The 16,611-nt window shown below is 54.0% G+C and carries 12 protein-coding genes; 5 read left to right on the top strand and 7 right to left on the bottom strand.

Annotation, left to right across the window (positions count from 1 at the left end; translation table 11 throughout):
* The first annotated feature begins 69 nt into the window (after positions 1-69).
* Genes ACT3R4_RS05735 through ACT3R4_RS05715 form a run of 5 tightly spaced genes read left to right on the top strand, consistent with a single transcriptional unit; the run spans position 70 to position 6,738 of the window.
* Positions 70-2,895 carry a glycosyltransferase gene (locus ACT3R4_RS05735; protein ID WP_441678327.1) on the top strand — a complete coding sequence of 942 codons (2,826 nt, stop codon included), beginning with the start codon at positions 70-72 and terminating at the stop codon, positions 2,893-2,895.
* Positions 2,895-3,815, top strand: a complete 921-nt coding sequence (locus ACT3R4_RS05730) for a glycosyltransferase family 2 protein (protein ID WP_441678325.1) — start codon at positions 2,895-2,897, stop codon at positions 3,813-3,815. Before ACT3R4_RS05735 ends, ACT3R4_RS05730 begins: the two co-directional genes overlap by 1 nt.
* Positions 3,816-3,854: 39 nt before the next feature.
* A complete protein-coding gene (locus ACT3R4_RS05725) occupies positions 3,855-5,399 on the top strand; it encodes a glucosyltransferase domain-containing protein (RefSeq protein WP_441678323.1) in 1,545 nt (514 codons plus the stop codon).
* Positions 5,396-5,779: a GtrA family protein gene (locus ACT3R4_RS05720; RefSeq protein WP_441678322.1), complete on the top strand. Its 384-nt coding sequence runs from the start codon at positions 5,396-5,398 to the stop codon at positions 5,777-5,779. The genes ACT3R4_RS05725 and ACT3R4_RS05720 overlap by 4 nt, the downstream gene beginning before the upstream one ends.
* Before the next feature lie 2 nt (positions 5,780-5,781).
* Positions 5,782-6,738 (top strand): glycosyltransferase family 2 protein, encoded by a 957-nt coding sequence (locus ACT3R4_RS05715; RefSeq protein ID WP_441678320.1) that lies wholly within the window; start codon positions 5,782-5,784, stop codon positions 6,736-6,738.
* A 192-nt stretch (positions 6,739-6,930) separates the two neighbouring features.
* Here ACT3R4_RS05715 and ACT3R4_RS05710 read toward each other — a convergent pair whose 3' ends face one another.
* The 7 genes from ACT3R4_RS05710 to ACT3R4_RS05680 all read right to left on the bottom strand — a co-directional run bounded on the left by ACT3R4_RS05710 (position 6,931) and on the right by ACT3R4_RS05680 (position 16,032).
* A complete protein-coding gene (locus ACT3R4_RS05710) occupies positions 6,931-8,310 on the bottom strand; it encodes an undecaprenyl-phosphate glucose phosphotransferase (protein WP_441678318.1) in 1,380 nt (459 codons plus the stop codon).
* A gap of 16 nt (positions 8,311-8,326) precedes the next feature.
* Positions 8,327-9,796: a TolC family outer membrane protein gene (locus ACT3R4_RS05705; protein WP_441678316.1), complete on the bottom strand. Its 1,470-nt coding sequence runs from the start codon at positions 9,794-9,796 to the stop codon at positions 8,327-8,329.
* A complete protein-coding gene (locus tag ACT3R4_RS05700) occupies positions 9,796-11,175 on the bottom strand; it encodes an HlyD family type I secretion periplasmic adaptor subunit (protein ID WP_441678314.1) in 1,380 nt (459 codons plus the stop codon). The genes ACT3R4_RS05705 and ACT3R4_RS05700 overlap by 1 nt, the downstream gene beginning before the upstream one ends.
* A 1-nt stretch (position 11,176) precedes the next feature.
* Positions 11,177-12,931: a type I secretion system permease/ATPase gene (locus ACT3R4_RS05695; protein WP_441678312.1), complete on the bottom strand. Its 1,755-nt coding sequence runs from the start codon at positions 12,929-12,931 to the stop codon at positions 11,177-11,179.
* A gap of 470 nt (positions 12,932-13,401) precedes the next feature.
* A complete protein-coding gene (gene glyA / locus ACT3R4_RS05690; RefSeq protein ID WP_441678384.1) occupies positions 13,402-14,667 on the bottom strand; it encodes a serine hydroxymethyltransferase in 1,266 nt (421 codons plus the stop codon).
* A 215-nt stretch (positions 14,668-14,882) separates the two neighbouring features.
* Positions 14,883-15,062 (bottom strand): hypothetical protein, encoded by a 180-nt coding sequence (locus ACT3R4_RS05685; protein ID WP_441678310.1) that lies wholly within the window; start codon positions 15,060-15,062, stop codon positions 14,883-14,885.
* Between the two features lie 541 nt (positions 15,063-15,603).
* On the bottom strand, positions 15,604-16,032 hold the full coding sequence (locus tag ACT3R4_RS05680; RefSeq protein WP_441678308.1) for an REP-associated tyrosine transposase: 429 nt from the start codon (positions 16,030-16,032) through the stop codon (positions 15,604-15,606).
* Between the last annotated feature and the right edge of the window lie 579 nt (positions 16,033-16,611).

Here is a 16,611-nt window from a genome sequence, read left to right as displayed (position 1 = left end):
ACGTTCATATAATTTATCGTTTTAACCGCGTTTGCCGTGTTAACGATGTTAACGAATAGCGATTTTTTCATGGAACGATTTTTTTCACCCGTGGCGACGGCACTACCTTCCGTTTCGCGCGTTCTGGTATTGGCGCCTCACGCCGATGATGAGGTGTTTGGCTGCGGCGGGCTACTTACGCAGTTGGCCGCGCAGCGGGCAGATATTCAGGTGGTGGTGATTACCCAGCCCGAGGACTCGGCGCTGGCAAGCGTCCGCAAGGCGGAGTCTAACGCCGCTGCCGCACTGCTGGGCTACCCCGCGCCACAGTGGTGGGACTTTGCCGACGGCGCCCTGCACTCTGCCCATCAAGCGCTTCAAGCACGCTTAGTGGCACTGTTTAACGACACGATGCCAGATGCCGTGCTGGTACCCAGCCCCTGGGAAATGCACCGCGACCATCGCGCCCTGTGCGATGCCGCGCTGGCGGCCTGCGAGCAGAGCGCCTTGGCCACGGATGAGCATAACTGCCAGTTGGGCTTTTATGAAATTGGCCAGCCGTTAACACCCAATCAGTTGGTGGATATTACGCCGGTGCTGGCGCTTAAAGAGCAGGCAATGGCGTGCTTTGTTTCTCAGCACACCCTTCAAGATTACAGCCGCCATATCAGCGCGCTTAACGCTTACCGCAGCTACACTCTGCCCAAGGCCACGCTCGCAGCGGAAGCATTTTTATGGGTGCCCGTGGCAGAGCTTGCACTGTTTCGTGCTCATATCGACCCACAGCGCTTATCCGGTGTCACCTGGAATGCTGAAAAAGAGATCATGGCATTTCGTGATGAGCAAGTGCGGCTTGAAAAGATGCTGGCCAATGAGCGGGCGGCCGTTGCAAATGAATACCGCTTAGCCTACGAGCGGCAGTTGGATGCCCGGCAGGCAGAGCTTGATGGGATATATCGTTCGCGCTCTTGGCGCATTACCCGTCCACTGCGTGGCGTAACGGCCTTGTTACATAACCCCAAAGCCAGTGCCCGCCGCCTGCTAAACTTACTTCCTGCCCCTGTTAAGCAACGCTTGCGCGGAGCGTTCCAGCGCGTGGAGCAGTGGGCTTATCGGCTGTCTATTTCCAGTAGCCACACCACGCTGCGCCAGGAAATGATGGACCGCCGTCTTGCCCTACTGGCCCAAGGCACGCCCGGCTGGGTAGGCAAGCAGGCGCCAGAAGGCGAACCGGCTAGCTGGCCGCTGGTGTCGCTTTCCGTGGTAACGTACAGCAGCGCCGAGTGGCTGCCCGCCCTACTTGAGAGTATTGTCGCGCAGGATTACCCGCTTGAGCGCTTGGAGCTGCTGTTTGTCGATAACGGCTCCACCGATCAGACGCTGGCAATTCTTGACGATTTTAAACGCCAGCATGGCGACCAGTTTGCGCAATGCGCGGTGCATGAGCTGCCCAACCCAGGCTTTGGGGCGGCGCATAACCATGCGTTCCACCAAAGTCTTGGCGATTTCTTTTTAGTCACCAACCCGGACCTTGAGTTTGAGTCACACACGCTTGCTCGTGTGGTTGCAATGGCGATTCATGATAGCGCCGATACGGCCTCTTGGGAGGTTCGCCAGGCACCCTTTGAGCACCCGAAGCACTACGACCCGGTTAGCTTTGAAACGGCCTGGTCCTCCCATGCGTGTATTTTGATTCGTCGAACGGCCTTTGCCGCGCTGGGCGGCTATGATGAGCGGATTTTCCTTTACGGTGAGGACGTGGAGTTCTCTTTCCGCTGCCGCGAGGCGGGCTGGCAACTGCGCTACTGCCCTTGGGCGTGGGTGCTGCACCATACCTATGAAGAGGCCCACCAGGTGAAACCCGCCCAGTATGTGGGCAGCACCGTAGCGAACCTGTTTTTGCGCTTACGCTACGGTTCGCGGCGCGACGTTTTTAGCGGCGTACTGCTGATAGGCGCCAGCCTGCTGCGCAGCCCCTTTCCTAAGGCACGCAAGCGCTTACTTTCAGCTTACTTCAAACTGCTTAAACAGGCGCCAGGGCTGCTGCGCGAGAACCGCCGTCACCCCGGCCAGAGCGTGGGGGTGTTTCGCGGTCTGGACTATGAATTTACCCGCCACGGTGCATTTGTAGAAGCTCCGTTGGTAGCGGCGGATCAGGCACCGCTGGTCACGGTGATTACCCGCACCTATCAGGGCCGTGAGTGGTTGCTGCAACAGGCCGGTATTAGCGTGTTGCAGCAAAGCTGGCCCAATATGGAGTGGGTGGTGGTTGAAGATGGCGGCGAGCAGTGCCGAGCAACCGTGGATGCCTTGGCCGCTGCCAGCCCGGTGCCAGTTCGCTACTATCATCAGCCCAAGCAAGGGCGTAGCGCTGCGGGCAATTTAGGCTTGCGTATGGCATCCGGGCGCTGGTGCGTCTTTTTGGATGACGATGACCTGCTGTTTGCCGACCATATCGAAACCCTGGCGGGAACGCTGCATAACGACCATACGCTAAACGCCGCCTACGCCTTGAGTTGGGATATACAGTGTGAGGTTGACCCCGATACACCATCCATCAAGGAGGTCGCCTATGTGCAGCACGCAGCGCACCAGCAACCGTTTTGCCACAAGGAGCTAAGCTGGCGCAATTTTATTCCGATTCAGGCTATCGCATTTGAACGCCGCTTGTTTGAGCAGTGGGGCGGCTTTAATGAACTGTTTGACCATTTAGAGGATTGGGATTTATGGCGCCGATACGCCGACGGCGCGCATTTTGCGCTGGTGCCCAAAACCACCTCACTGTATCGCACACCCTTGATCGAGAAGGTGTCGGCAGCACGCCAAGCACTGCTGGATGCAGCCTACCATGAGGTAAAAGGCGCCACCGACCGTGAGCTTGCCGACCGTAATACTCACCCGGCGCTGCGTGAATAATGGAAAGTGTAATCCTTCAACCTTCGCTGGCGGTATGTGTGCCTACCTTAAACGCCGGGGCGCTGTGGCCCAAGTGGCTTGAGTGCTTCAGCAAAGCGTTTGGTGACACACCGCTGCTAGTCGTGGACTCTTCATCCAGCGACCAAACGGCGGCGTTAGCACGTGATGCCGGTGCCGAGGTGGTACAGATAGCACGGGGCGATTTTGACCACGGCGCCACCCGCGACTGGGCGCTGCGTCACTTAACCCAAGATGTTGTCGTATTTTTAACCCAGGACGCGCTGCCTGTGGATACCACAAGCCTCACGGCCCTGCGCACTGCGTTCAGTGACACCAACGTGGCGGCTGCGTTTGGCCGCCAACTGCCCCACCGCGATGCAACGCCCATAGCCGCCCATGCACGGTTATTTAACTATCCGGCGGTGTCCCGTGTGGTCAGCAAGCAGGATATTCCACGGCTAGGCATTAAAACGGCGTTTTTATCTAATTCTTTTGCGGCTTATCGTCGCCAGGCGCTGCTTGCAGCGGGCGGCTTCCCCCACGGCACTATCTTGAGCGAGGATATGTTGGCGGGTGCGCGGCTCTTACAGGCTGACTGGAAGCTGGCTTACTGCGCCGATGCCCGGGTGTTTCATTCGCATAACTACTCCTTGCTGGAGGAGTTTCGCCGCTACTTTGATATTGGGGTGTTTCATCAGCAGGAGCGCTGGCTGATCGATTGGCTTGGCCGGGCGGAGGGGGAAGGCGCCCGTTTTGTGACTTCTGAAACGCGCTATTTGCTGCGCCATGCACCTTGGTGCTTGCCCGAGGCCGCGCTGCGCACCTTGCTCAAATACGCGGGATACCGGCTGGGCCAGGCGCATCATCACTTGCCGAACAACATGAAGCGGCGCTGCTCCATGAACAGGCGCTTTTGGTAATGCCTCCTTTTCACGCTAGCGGATAACGAGGGCCCCTTTATGCCGACCGTTTTTCTTTCTGTGGTAAAGCAACGGATCGACACGCTGCAACTTACGGCTCCAGGCATCGCTTGGCTATATCTTTTAGTCGTACTGGTTTACGCCTACCCGGCGATCCTTCCCAGCTTTAACAGCGACGATATTATTCAAGTACAAACCATTTCACAGGATACGCGCACGTTTATTGCTCAAGGGCGCTGGGGCTATTTTGTAGTGTTTGAGTGGTTTCAGAACACTAACCCCGGCGGGCTGTTTTACTCTGCCGTTGGCTGCGCGTTACTGCTGTTAAGCAGCTGGTTCGCAGCGCGCATTATTGGCTTTCATCAACCAGCGGCGGTTTATGCGTTTATGTTGGTGAGCTGCGTGTCTATCTACTATGGCATGTTGTTTGACTTTTCAAGCACGCGCGTTGCCTACCCTTTAGCCAATGTGTGCGCGCTGGGCGGGCTTTATGCCATTTATCAGCGACGTTACATACTAGGTATGGTGGCGCTGATACTGGCGCCTTCGCTTTATCCTGCTGCGGCTCAGGTGGCGGGGGTTATTCTACTGTGCCTGCTTTTTATGGGCATTGTGACACAGCAGCACCGCGCAGCATTTAAGCACTTTTTCATCGGCACTGCTGCGCTGTTAGCCGCCCTTGCGCTGTACTACATCATTACGGCTATCAGCTATCGCTTTATCGGCATTGAGGCCAGTAGCCGTATGTCAGTGTCGCCGCTGGCGTTTATGCATAATGCGCAGATCATCAAGTCGCTATTTGTTGAACACTCGATAGCCTTTGTATCGTTTTTTAACCCGACGGTGTATGACAATTTTTCAATCTACATTAGCTTACGCTGGTTACTACCGCTGCTGGGGATGTTTGGGCTATTTGTGCTTACCTGCGTGGCGCTGCCTAACCAGCGCTTAAGCCCAGCACTGGCCTGTTTATTGCCACTGTTGGTGGTGGTATCGCTGTTTGCGCCCTTTGCGCTTGCCTTCGCCGGGTCCAACACGCCTTTTCCGCCCCGTTCACTGATTGGCCTGGCATCGCTGCACGCGTTTTGGGTGGCATTTGTCATTGAGCGCGTGTGCCGCCATACCCAGCCGTGGCGCTTGGCCAACTACGTGCTGCCCGGTGCGCTTTTATGCGCGGCGCTGTTTGTGTTTGACAGTGCCAGCCAGCTCAATAAATTTGCGTTTGATAAGTATCTGGCTACCCAGGCCGATTTTTTAGCCACCAACCGCATTATCAGCCGCATTGAGCTAACTGCTGCTAACCTTGGCGAGCCGCTTGGGCAGCCCCAACCGCTGGTGGTGTTGTATGAGACGCCCCTGCCTGCTTCGCCTACCGGCGATGCGGGTACGGCACGCTTTGCCCCTTGGTCGCGCGAGTGGATTTTCCGCTTGGCGGACCCACGCTATATTCCGGTGTACGGTGAGCGCCGCGAGGCCGCACTGGAGGCCGCAAAAGGCCGGGCCGACTGGCCTGCCGAGGAGTCAGTCTTTTTTGTTGATGGCGTCGCCGTTGTTATCATCAATCAGACATCCGCATCGCTATGAGAGGCCTGCTTTCCTACTCACAGTGGCTTGCTACGTTTAAGCGCTATGTTTCCGTTGGCGTGGTAAATACCGCCCTTCACTGGCTGGTATTCGGGCTTTTGTTTTGGGGTTTTGGTATCGGGCAGGCCACGGCCAACCTGGGCGCTTTTGCACTGGCGGTGACCTTTTCTTTTTTTGCCAATGCCCGCTACACCTTTAAAAAAACGGCATCACTTGGTCGCTATACCAGCTTTGTTTCTGCGATGGGGGGGCTTAGCTATCTGACAGGCCTGGCGGTTGAGAGTCTTGGCTGGCATCCGCTGGTGACACTGCTAGCCTTCTCGGCACTTAGTCTAGTCTGTGGCTATCTTTACTCAACCTTTTGCGTATTTCGGACGTGACCATGCCTTTAACACTACCCCGCCTCTCGCTGATTGTTCCCGTTTATAATGAAGAAAATACTATTGAGATCTTCTATCAAACGGTAAAACAAAGCTCGCTGCTAGGCGGCTATACAGTAGAGCTGATTTTTATCAATGATGGCAGCCAGGATCGCTCGGCTGAGATACTTGGGCAGATCGCGTCAACCGATGTGAATGTCATCGTGGTTAATTTTTCGCGCAATTTTGGCAAGGAGGCGGCACTCATTGCCGGCCTTGCTTACGCGACAGGCGATGCCAGTATCCCGATGGATGTTGACTTACAAGACCCTATCGAGGTGATCCCTGAACTGGTCACCAAGTGGCAGGAAGGCTTTGATGTGGTGCTGGCAAAGCGTAGCGACCGCCAAGAAGACAGCTGGCTAAAGCGCTCTAGTTCCAGCGGTTTTTATCGCCTGCACAATATGATTAGCACTCCCAAAATAGAGGAAAACGTGGGTGACTTTCGCTTGATCTCGCGTGCGGTGGTTAACGCTATCCTGTCCCTGCCAGAGAAGCAGCTATTTATGAAAGGCGTGCTCTCCTGGGTAGGCTTTAATACTACCGTGATTACCTATAAACGCCCTGCCCGGGTGGCAGGCAAAACAAAATTCAGCGGCTGGAAGCTGTGGAACCTGGCATTGGAGGGTATTACGTCGTTTAGCACCTGGCCGTTACGGATCTGGACCTACCTGGGTTTTTTGGTTGCCTGCTTCGCCTTTTCCCATGCCGCTTGGCTGATCGTATCCAAACTGCTATGGGGCAACCCCGTGCCAGGCTATCCGTCCCTAATGACAGCCATCCTTTTTCTTGGCGGCGTCCAGCTGATCGGTATCGGGGTATTGGGCGAGTACATTGGCCGCATCTACCTTGAAGTAAAGCAGCGCCCCCGTTACATCGTAAAATCTACGATGAATGCCAAAAAGCCCCACGACGAGTAAACCAGCCCCCCCCCAGGCCGGATAAACATTGTGGGGGCCCAGCTCCACTGGTGGTCCAACACATCGGCGAAGGCCTCCCGGGTTACCCAACCCCATCGCTGACTGACGTCTGTTCCCACAATATTCACCGGCTCCTGCAATTTATATCAACTCTCAATGTTTGATTAGTTTGGGGGGCTATTTCATCAGACATCAGGGCTGGTAGTTAATGAAGCCACGGGTAATAGTCATGGCGAGGATTTTTAGATCGAAGCCAAGCGACCAGTTATCTATATAGTAAAGATCAAACTCTACTCGTTTTTGCATCTGCTCTAGCGTATCGGTATTACCGCGGTAACCGTTGACCTGTGCCCAGCCGGTCATGCCGGGCTTTACACGGTGGCGCTGCATGTAGTTTTGGATCACACCCTGGTAATACTGGTTGTGGTCGAGCGCGTGCGGACGGGGCCCAACAAGCGACATTCTTCCCTGCAGCACGTTGTAAAGCTGGGGTAGCTCATCAAGGCTTGTGCGTCTTAAAAAGGCGCCCAAGGGGGTGATACGTGGGTCATCCTGGTGAGCCTGAAGGGTCTTATCCGATTGGTGGACGCTCATGCTTCTGAATTTGTAAATTTTAAAGCATTTGCCGTCAATGCCGTGACGGTACTGCTTGAACAGCACCGGCCCGCCCATTTTCCATTTTACCAAGGCGGCAATAAGCAACATGACCGGGAAGAAGGTGATAAACAGTATGCCACCCAACAGGCGGTCTTCGATGCTTTTAATAAACCGTAAGGGGCTGCTATCCAAGGGGCTGTAATTAAGCTCCAGAGAGTAGAGGCCAACGACTTGGGCCATGCGGTGATTCAGGAGGCGAATATCAGAAAGGTCAGGAAAGTAGCGCATGTTGACAGGAATGTTGATCAGGCTGGCAGACACCAATCGCACCTTGTCACCATCATTCAGTGGATAGGTTAACCATATTTCATCAAAACTGCGTTCGAACGTGCTCGTTTCTGCAAGGTTATGCACGTGCTTGTGAAACTCATCCGAGTCGTCATCAGTGTAGGCATTCAGCAGGACGTAACCAGCATAACGCATAGCATTGAGGTGCCCTTCCAGGCGTTTTAGATTTTCTTCACGCCCTATGATAATAATTTGTTTGCGGTTTTTGCCTTTGGAGCGCAGATGCCTGAGGTAAAGATAGAGCGCCGAGCGCATCAGGCTTCCGATGATGAGTACGGCGGCTGACGAAAACCCCATCCATAGCCGTGAGAAGTTTTGGGTACTTTGTGTAGCTACCAGCAGCAAACTAAGCAGTACTATAGTAATGAGCCAACTCGCCGCATAGGCGCCCAACATGCTGAAAAGGCTGCGCCCGCGCCAAGGCTGGTAAAGCCCCATTAGCTCGCCAACGGCAGGCAGCAAGAGGCTGCCTATGAGCATGAGGAAGAGGTAGTATTCACCGTTAAGGGTGATATGGGGCATTACCCATAGCAACAGAACGGATACGCCGACAGCGATGGCAGCATCGAAACAGCGCATGATGCGACGTAGCCACTCGTTGCCCTGGAGTCCTTTCAACGCCGCCATGCGATGCAAATACCCTTTACGTTGCTGAGGTGAAGTCGGTGAGCGATATGAGCAACTCCATCACGTCGCCAAGATCTTCGCTGTTAAGGCCGCCTACTGCTGATTGAAGGGCCAGGCTGTCCAGGGCGTACTGGCCAATGGTATCGACGTATTGGATACGCTGATCATACAGGCTTGCCCGAGCATCCAGCACGTCGACCAGGTCTCTTAATCCTAACTGTTCGCCCCGTTCGGCGGCGTCCAGAAACAGCTGGCTGGAGGCAATGGCTTGCTTGAGCGCTTCTATGCGGCGCACATGCCCGGTTAATGAACGCAGGCGCTGGCGGACATCTTGCGATACCAAATTCAGTTGGTTATCAAATGCCGCTTGGCTTGCGTCTATGCGCCGCTCGCCCTGCCTAACGTTCGCCATGGTGTAGCCACCGCGATAAATCGGCATGCTCATTTCAACGCCGGCACGGTAATCCTTGCTTTCGCGTAATGTGTCGTCACTTTGGCGGTCAGAGTAGCTTACATTAAGATTGACCTCGGGATAGTAACCCGCTCGACGCGTGCTGGCATCGGCCTCGGTAATCTGCTGCTCTTGTCGCGCCAGTAGCACATCCAGATTTTGATTCGTGCGGGCCAACCATTCGTCCTGGCTGCCCCATTCGCTTTTCAGGGTAACGCTGGATAGCTCTCCTACTGCCAAGCCACGAAACGCGGGTAAAACCCCCGTTAATCGCTCCAGCGTACTGCGCGCATTGTCCAGTTCGTTTTCAGCCAGCACGGCTTCGGAAATGGCCTGGTCTAAGCGAGACTGCGCTTCCAGAAGGTCGATGCGGTCGCCTATTCCCAAGTCGAAGGCGCGCTGCGCCTGGCGCACTTGCAGCTCCAGCGAGTCTTGCTGAGATTCCAGTAGGCCCAAGCGCTGGGTCGCCAGATACGCTTGTATGTAGGCTTCGCTCACCTGCAACGCCAGGTCGCGTTCTACCACGGCTAACTGTAATTCAGCCGCACTGACCTGGGCGTTGGCAACATCCACGCCGCGCCAGCGCTCCAGGCTAAACAACGGTTGCTGTAGCTGGACCTGCCAGTAGGTTTCTTCAATTTCCCCTGGCCGTTGGGCAGGCTGGTCCAGGCCAAAGTCATCGGGTGATGTCTGGATATTGGTGGAATCCTGCCAGAGGTAGCCGCCGGTGGCGCTTATCTGTGGCAGTAGCTGTGAGCGCGACATGGGAATTTCTTCCCGTGTGGCGGCTAGCTCATAACGCTGGCGCGATAAGGCAGCGTCGTGTTCAAGCGCACGAGCAAATAGCTCAGGCAGCGAGGGTAGCTCTACCTGGGTTGGCGCGGGCTGATCCAGCGAGGCAAGCGCCTCCATGGCCTCAGGCTCTGCGAGCGTATCCTGTTGAGCATAAAGTGGCTGCGTAACCATACCGGCCACCGCAGCGGCCACCGTTAGGTGCATCGCCTTGTTAACGATAGCGCTGAGCATCCTTGACATTAATCCTCCTGCAGGGCGCGAGCCAGCATATCGTTGATCGGCTTGGCAATATAGCTTGCAAACGTGCGCTCACCGGTGCGGATCATTACCTCAGCGGGCATGCCTGATAAAAGCTGCATCTGCTCATTCATCTGCTCATGCCCTGAATCTGTCACGCGTACTCGCGCCTTGTAATACTGCTGCTTGGTCGCTTCATCTTCAAAGCTGTCGGCGCTTATGTAAATAACTTCGCCGTCAATGATATCGGTGAGTCGTTGATTAAAGGCACTAAAGCGAATTTCTGCAAACTGGCCTAAAAAGATGTTATCGATATCGCGGGTAGGGACTCGTGCTTCCACCACAAAACCATCGTTGGAGGGCACAACATCCATGATGGTGTCGCCTGGGCGAATAACCGCACCCACCGTATTCACTTGGCGCCCTACCACCGTGCCTGTAACAGGCGCAGCGATGACGGTGCGCTCAACCTGGTCAGCGTATGAAACAATTTGCTCTTCCGATTGGGCAATTTGCGACTGGGCTTCCCGTAGCTGTTCGCCTACTTCTTTTTGAAACTCCTGCTGCTGAATTTCACGCTGCATACGATTTTCGCTAATTTGCGAACGCAATTGCGCGATATTGGCTCTGAACTCAGCGTTATCGCCTTGATACTGGAGTATTTGCCGCTCCAGCTCACGCAGGCGCTGGTTGTTGCCCAAACCTTCGCGATAGAGAGAGCGAAAATCCTCAGCTTCTGAGCGTAGTGAGGCAGTGCGCTGGTTATTGACACTGATGCGCTGCTCTAGTCCTTCAATTTGCTCCTGCATCTGGATGATCTGTTCGTCCAGAGACTCCAGGGTACTGATGAGCGACTGTCGACGTGCTGTAAACAGGCTTTGCTGAACGGCAACCACCTGCTGAACGCGAGGGCTTTCAACATTTTGGATATCGTCAGGAATAACCATCATGTCTGCGCCTTCCTGCTCGGCCAGCAGTCGTGCTTCCATCGCCCGGCTAATCAGGTATTGGGAACGGGCGATTTCAAGCTGCGAACGCGCCTGGGTATCGCTAAGGATAACCAGCGGCTGCCCGGCTTCTACCTTGTCGCCATCTTCTACCAGCAGCTCACTCACAATGCCGCCTTCCAAGTGTTGCACCGTGCGTTTAAAAGATTCAATAGACACACTGCCAGGCGCTACGACGGCGATGGCCAGCGAGGCAGTTAGGGACCAGAGTATAAATCCGCCCAAGGCAAACAGCAGGATAAACATACCGAGCTTACGGTAGCCCTTGTCACTGGTAGGTAGATGCTCAGTTGCCTCGCCATCAATGGTGGCAGGCCCGCTGGGAGTGACGTCGATTTCTTGGCGGTTTTGAACGTTACGTTGCTCATCGCTCATATTACTTCTCCTCGCCCCCGTGCCCATTGGATACGGCTGAAAGTCGTGCGGCGTTTTGCTGGCTTACCTGTGCACGCGGCTTTTTGGCAAATTGCGCAAGCACCTGGTCACGTGGTCCAAACATGCTGACCTGCCCCTCTTTCATCACCAGCAGTTTATCCATATTCTTTAAAACATTGGTGCGGTGGCTAATCACAAAGAGCGTGACGCCTTCTGCTTTAAGTTGGGTAATGGTATCCGCCAATGCCCTTTCCCCGGCCTCGTCCAGGTTAGCGTTGGGCTCGTCCAGCACCACCAACACTGGGTTGCCGTAAAGCGCTCGCGCTAACCCGACCCGCTGGCGCTGCCCGCCGGAGAGTGCACCGCTGGTGGATGAAATGATCGTGTCATAGCCATTGGGCAGCTCAAGAATCATTTCATGCACGCCTGCTTTTTTAGAGGCATCGACCACTTTTTGAGGGTCAATATCACCAAAGCGGGCAATGTTTTCACTTACCGTGCCGTCAAACAGCTCGATATCTTGGGGTAGGTAACCTATAAAGGGGCCAATTTCGTCACGGTTATACTGCGAAATAACGCCACCATCCAGGCGGACATCACCTACCTGGGATGGCCAGATGCCTAACAACACGCGAGCCAGCGTAGATTTACCGGCAGCACTAGGGCCAATGATACCGACATGCTCGCCCTTCTCTACGCTAAAGTTAATGCCTCGAATCGTCGCCATGCGTGAGCCTGGCGGTGCGGCGGCCACCCCTTCCATGTCGATATCCCCCCTTGGGGCCGGTAGGGACATCTTGCGCTGCTCAGCGGGAATTTGCTCCATCAGTTCATTCAAACGCCCATAAGCGCCGCGTGCGGCGACAAAGCCTTTCCAACCGCCAATCATTTGATCAATCGGCGCCAGCGCACGGCCCATTAGGATTGAGCCCGCAATCATCATGCCCGCCGTCATCTCTCCTTCCAGCACCAGCAGGGCACCGAGCCCAAGAATTAATGACTGAAAGAGCAGGCGTAATATTTTCGATGTATTGGTTAGCGCTCCCGCGCGGTCACTGGCCTGGGACTGTTTGGAGAGAAACTCGTGATGACGCTTGGACCAGCGCCCCATGATGCCTGGCAACATGCCCATGGCGTGCAGCACTTCGGCATTGCGCAGATTAGAGTTGGCCAAGTTTTGTGCTTGAATGTGCTCGCTGTTGGCGTCTGCCAGAAGTTTCTTGGTGGCTTTTTCATTGGCAATTGCCAGCGCTACCAGAATAAGGCCAGCACAGGTTGCAAAGATGCCTAGCCAAGGGTGAAACAGAAAGAGAATACCAAGATAAATGGGCACCCAGGGCGCATCAAAAAACGCAAACAGGCCATTACCGGTTAAAAACTGGCGCAGACTGGTCAGATCGTTCAGCGGCTGGGCGCTTTGAGAGCCCTGCGCTACCAGGCTACGGCGGAACATGGCGCTATACAGACGTTCATTGATAGTGGTGTCTAACCGGTTCCCCACCCGTACCAATATACGCGAGCGCACCAGCTCAAGCCCGCCCATAATCATGAATAAAAATACGACTACTATCGTAAGCATCAAGAGCGTATCAAAACTCTGCGTGGTAAGTACGCGGTCGTATACCTGGAGCATATACATCGGCGGCACAAGCATCAGCAGGTTGACGAACATGCTAAAAAAACCGACCGATATAAACGAACCTTTGCAGGCTTTTAGTGCGCGCTGCAGATCCGTTGCTTCCTGTTGCTTTGACATGAAGAATTCACCGTTGAATCGAAGAGGCGTCACGTGCGGAAAAAATTAATCGCGGCAGCATACCAGAACAAGCCTTGCAGCGGTAGGCTGGATGCTTGTACGTCGACAAGCCCAAGAGTAATGAGCTTTTTGGGGAGGCGCGCTTACCAACCTTACAGATAAAGCGCGCGCTCTTTGGGTCTACCGTGATCAACGATTTAGCGTCATTTAAGCATTTATGCGATGCGCTCTTGGCCAACCGCATGACAAGCGAATTAAGCGATATTACTGAGAAAGCTCATCCACGTGACCTATTTGGTTGCAATTGCGGTGCGGTGCGCCTCGCCGCTCTGCCCGGCAAAGCTGCTGATGACATTGACTGGATAGGCACCATAGAAAACGGGCACCCTTGCGGGTGCCCGTTTTTGGCTGTCCTTAGCCGGAGAACTGGTTAGCCTGTAACGCAGCGTTGCGCTATTTGCTTTTCTGAATTACTTATAAACCGGGAGGCGGGCACATACCTCTGCCACTTTTTCAGCTACTTGACCCTCAATGGCGCCAGTGTCTTCGCCTTTGGCCAATACGTCCAGAATATCACAGATCCAACCGGCAAGCTTGCCGCACTCTTCTTCACCGAAACCACGCGTTGTAACCGCTGGCGTGCCGATGCGCAGGCCTGACGTGACAAACGGGCTTTGCGGGTCGTTAGGCACGGCGTTTTTGTTAACGGTGATATGGGCACGACCTAGTGCCGCATCGGCATCTTTACCGGTCACGCCCTGCTTGATTAACGAGAGCAGGAACAGGTGGTCTTCTGTACCGCCGGAAACGATATCAAAACCGCGCTCCATAAACACACCGGCCATTACCTTGGCATTTTTAACGACCTGCTGCTGGTAGGCTTTAAACTCAGGCGCCATGGCTTCTTTAAAGCAGACCGCTTTCGCCGCAATCGCATGCATCAACGGGCCGCCCTGGCCACCGGGGAATACGGCAGACTGCAGCTTTTTCTCAATGTCGGCATCGTTTTCAGCCGACAAAATCACGCCACTACGCGGGCCACGCAGCGTTTTGTGTGTCGTTGAAGTGACCACATGAGCATGAGGCAAGGGGCTTGGGTAAACGCCCGCGGCGACCAGACCCGCCACGTGGGCCATGTCGACTAGCAGGTAAGCGCCTACTTCGTCAGCGATTTCGCGGAATTTAGCCCAATCAACAATTTGTGAGTAGGCAGAGAAACCGGCAATGATCATTTTCGGCTTGTGCTCGCGGGCCAGTTCAGCGACTTGATCATAATCGATCAGGCCTTGCTCGTTTAAGCCGTACTGAACCGCATTGTACTGCTTGCCAGAGAAGCTAGGCTTGGCGCCATGGGTCAAGTGACCACCTGCGTCCAGGCTCATGCCTAAAATGGTGTCGCCCGGCTTAACCAGCGCTAAAAATACCGCGCTGTTGGCTTGGGAGCCGGAGTGCGGCTGAACGTTCACGTAGGTGGCGCCAAACAGCTCTTTTGCGTAGTCAATCGCGAGGTTTTCAGCGATATCGACAAACTCGCAGCCGCCATAGTAGCGCTTGCCCGGATAACCTTCAGCGTATTTATTGGTCAGCTGGCTGCCTTGCGCTTCCATTACGCGGGGGCTTGCGTAGTTTTCGGAAGCAATTAATTCAATGTGCGCTTCTTGGCGGGCCACTTCTTTCTGCATGGCGTCAAACAGCGCATCATCAAATCCGGCAATTGTCATATCACGGCTGAACATTGGCGGGAAACCTCGTAGATAAGGATCGTTCATGAAAGGAATCAGACCGCTATCATAACGCAGCCTGAGGTGACTTTCATCGCATCCGCGTCAGGTACTGCATGAATGGCTCTCATGAGGAGTATTTTGATAAGAATGAAGCCGTGCTTCCGTTGAGTTTTTTAGAGCGAGCGCTTTTCAACAAGCATTACGCACTTGGTAAAAAGACACATCGACTAGCGAATTTGAGACGTTGCGTTGCGATCTACAGTTTGCAGCTTAATCAGCAAATGCCCCTCGTTCGGATAACTCACAATGGCTTCATATTGATCAGGCTTCTGACTGACCTCTGCATGAAAACGCTCCATCACATCGACAAGCTCACGGATGAGTGCTTCTTTTTCTGGTATTTGCATCACATCCTCCCCACCAAACGCTTGGCGAACATCCGAAGGCACAGCTAGAAACCCACACTTCACCGTTAATTTTAATTTAATATTAATTAAGTTTAATCGTAAAGAAAGCTATCAAAAATGCTTTATTTTCCATGATGGCGAATGCCTCAAGGTTTGCCCAACCCAGGAGGCTTGATGTGGTTATGGAAGCAGGCTTCAGCCAGCGATGGGGTTGGTACAACCCCAAAGGCCTGATAAATATTGTGGAAGCAGGCTTCAGCCAGCTGATAGGGTTGGTACAACCCCAAAGGCCTGATAAACATTGTGGGAGCAGGCTTCAGCCAGCGATGGGGTTGGGCCAACCCCGGGAGGCCTGATGAGCCTGATAAATTGGGCTCCAAAAATGTTTACCTACCCACAAGGCTTGATGAACCAAACTTCCAATGTTTGCCTATCCCCAGAGGCCTGATAAATATTGTGGGAGCAGGCTTCAGCCAGCGATGGGGTGGCCTCCCTCAACAATAAACCGGGCTTCAAAGGTGGATAAATGTTCGACATCTAATTAAAGCCATACTGCATTCCAGTAACCATATTGATTCACATCCTGCACTAAATTTGCTCTTAGCGGATTGCCTACAATGTATCTGGCTACCTCTTTTAATGATCCTTCTTGGCGAATCATTCGATCATGAAAACCTCGTTGCCAGATGCTTTTTCCTACCCCTAACGAGACATAGCTTTTGTAACGGCGAACGGCTTCTGGGAGGCTGCCAGTAAGCTGAATAAGCCAGTGAATATGGTCTGGCATGACGACAAACGAAAGTGTCGATGCAAGCTCCTGGACACGAGGATGATAGAAACATTTGGAGGCACAGCAGGCCGCCTCAAACTGCGTGAAGACAGGATGGCGGTTTTGAGTGGTAATCGTAATTAGATAATAGGCATTCTCTAGCGAATACCTTCCCTGCCTAAGCCGATGACTTGTTTGCATATCATCTCCCATCGCTCATTTTAATTAGTCACAACATTATTAATTGAGGCAGCGCATGAAATAAAGTTGTAAATGCAGGCTTTAAAATAGAATCTGGTATTCAGCTTTAGTCGGCGACAGGATTAGCCAACATCGGGAGGCTTGGTAATCACTGTGGGAGCAGGCTTTAGCCAGCGAATGGGTTGGCTTAACCCCGGGAGGCCTTCGGCCTCCTTCGCCCAGTGGAACTGGGCTCCCACAATGTTTACCCACTCCCGGAGGTTTAATGGATTGGTTTTCCTGTATCGGCCCAGCCCCCTAAGGCCTGGTAAACCTTGTAAGAGCAGGCTTCTCCTTCGCCCAGTGGAACTGGGCTCCCACAATGTTTACCCACTCCCGGAGGTTTAATGGATTGGTTTTCCTCTATCGGCCCAGCCCCCTAAGGCCTGGTAAACCTTGTAAGAGCAGGCTTCTCCTTCGCCCAGTGGAACTGGGCTCCCACAATGTTTACCCCCCCGGAGGTTTAATAGATTGGTTTTCCTCTATCGGCCCAGCCCCTAAGGCCTGATAAACCTTGTAGGAGCAGGCTTCAGCCAGCGA

The organism is Halomonas sp. AOP7-E1-9, assembly GCF_052376035.1.
Lineage (GTDB): Bacteria > Pseudomonadota > Gammaproteobacteria > Pseudomonadales > Halomonadaceae > Vreelandella > Vreelandella citrativorans.
The sequence above is the reverse complement of the archived record's forward strand: the minus strand, read 5'-3'. Positions and strand labels throughout refer to the sequence as shown.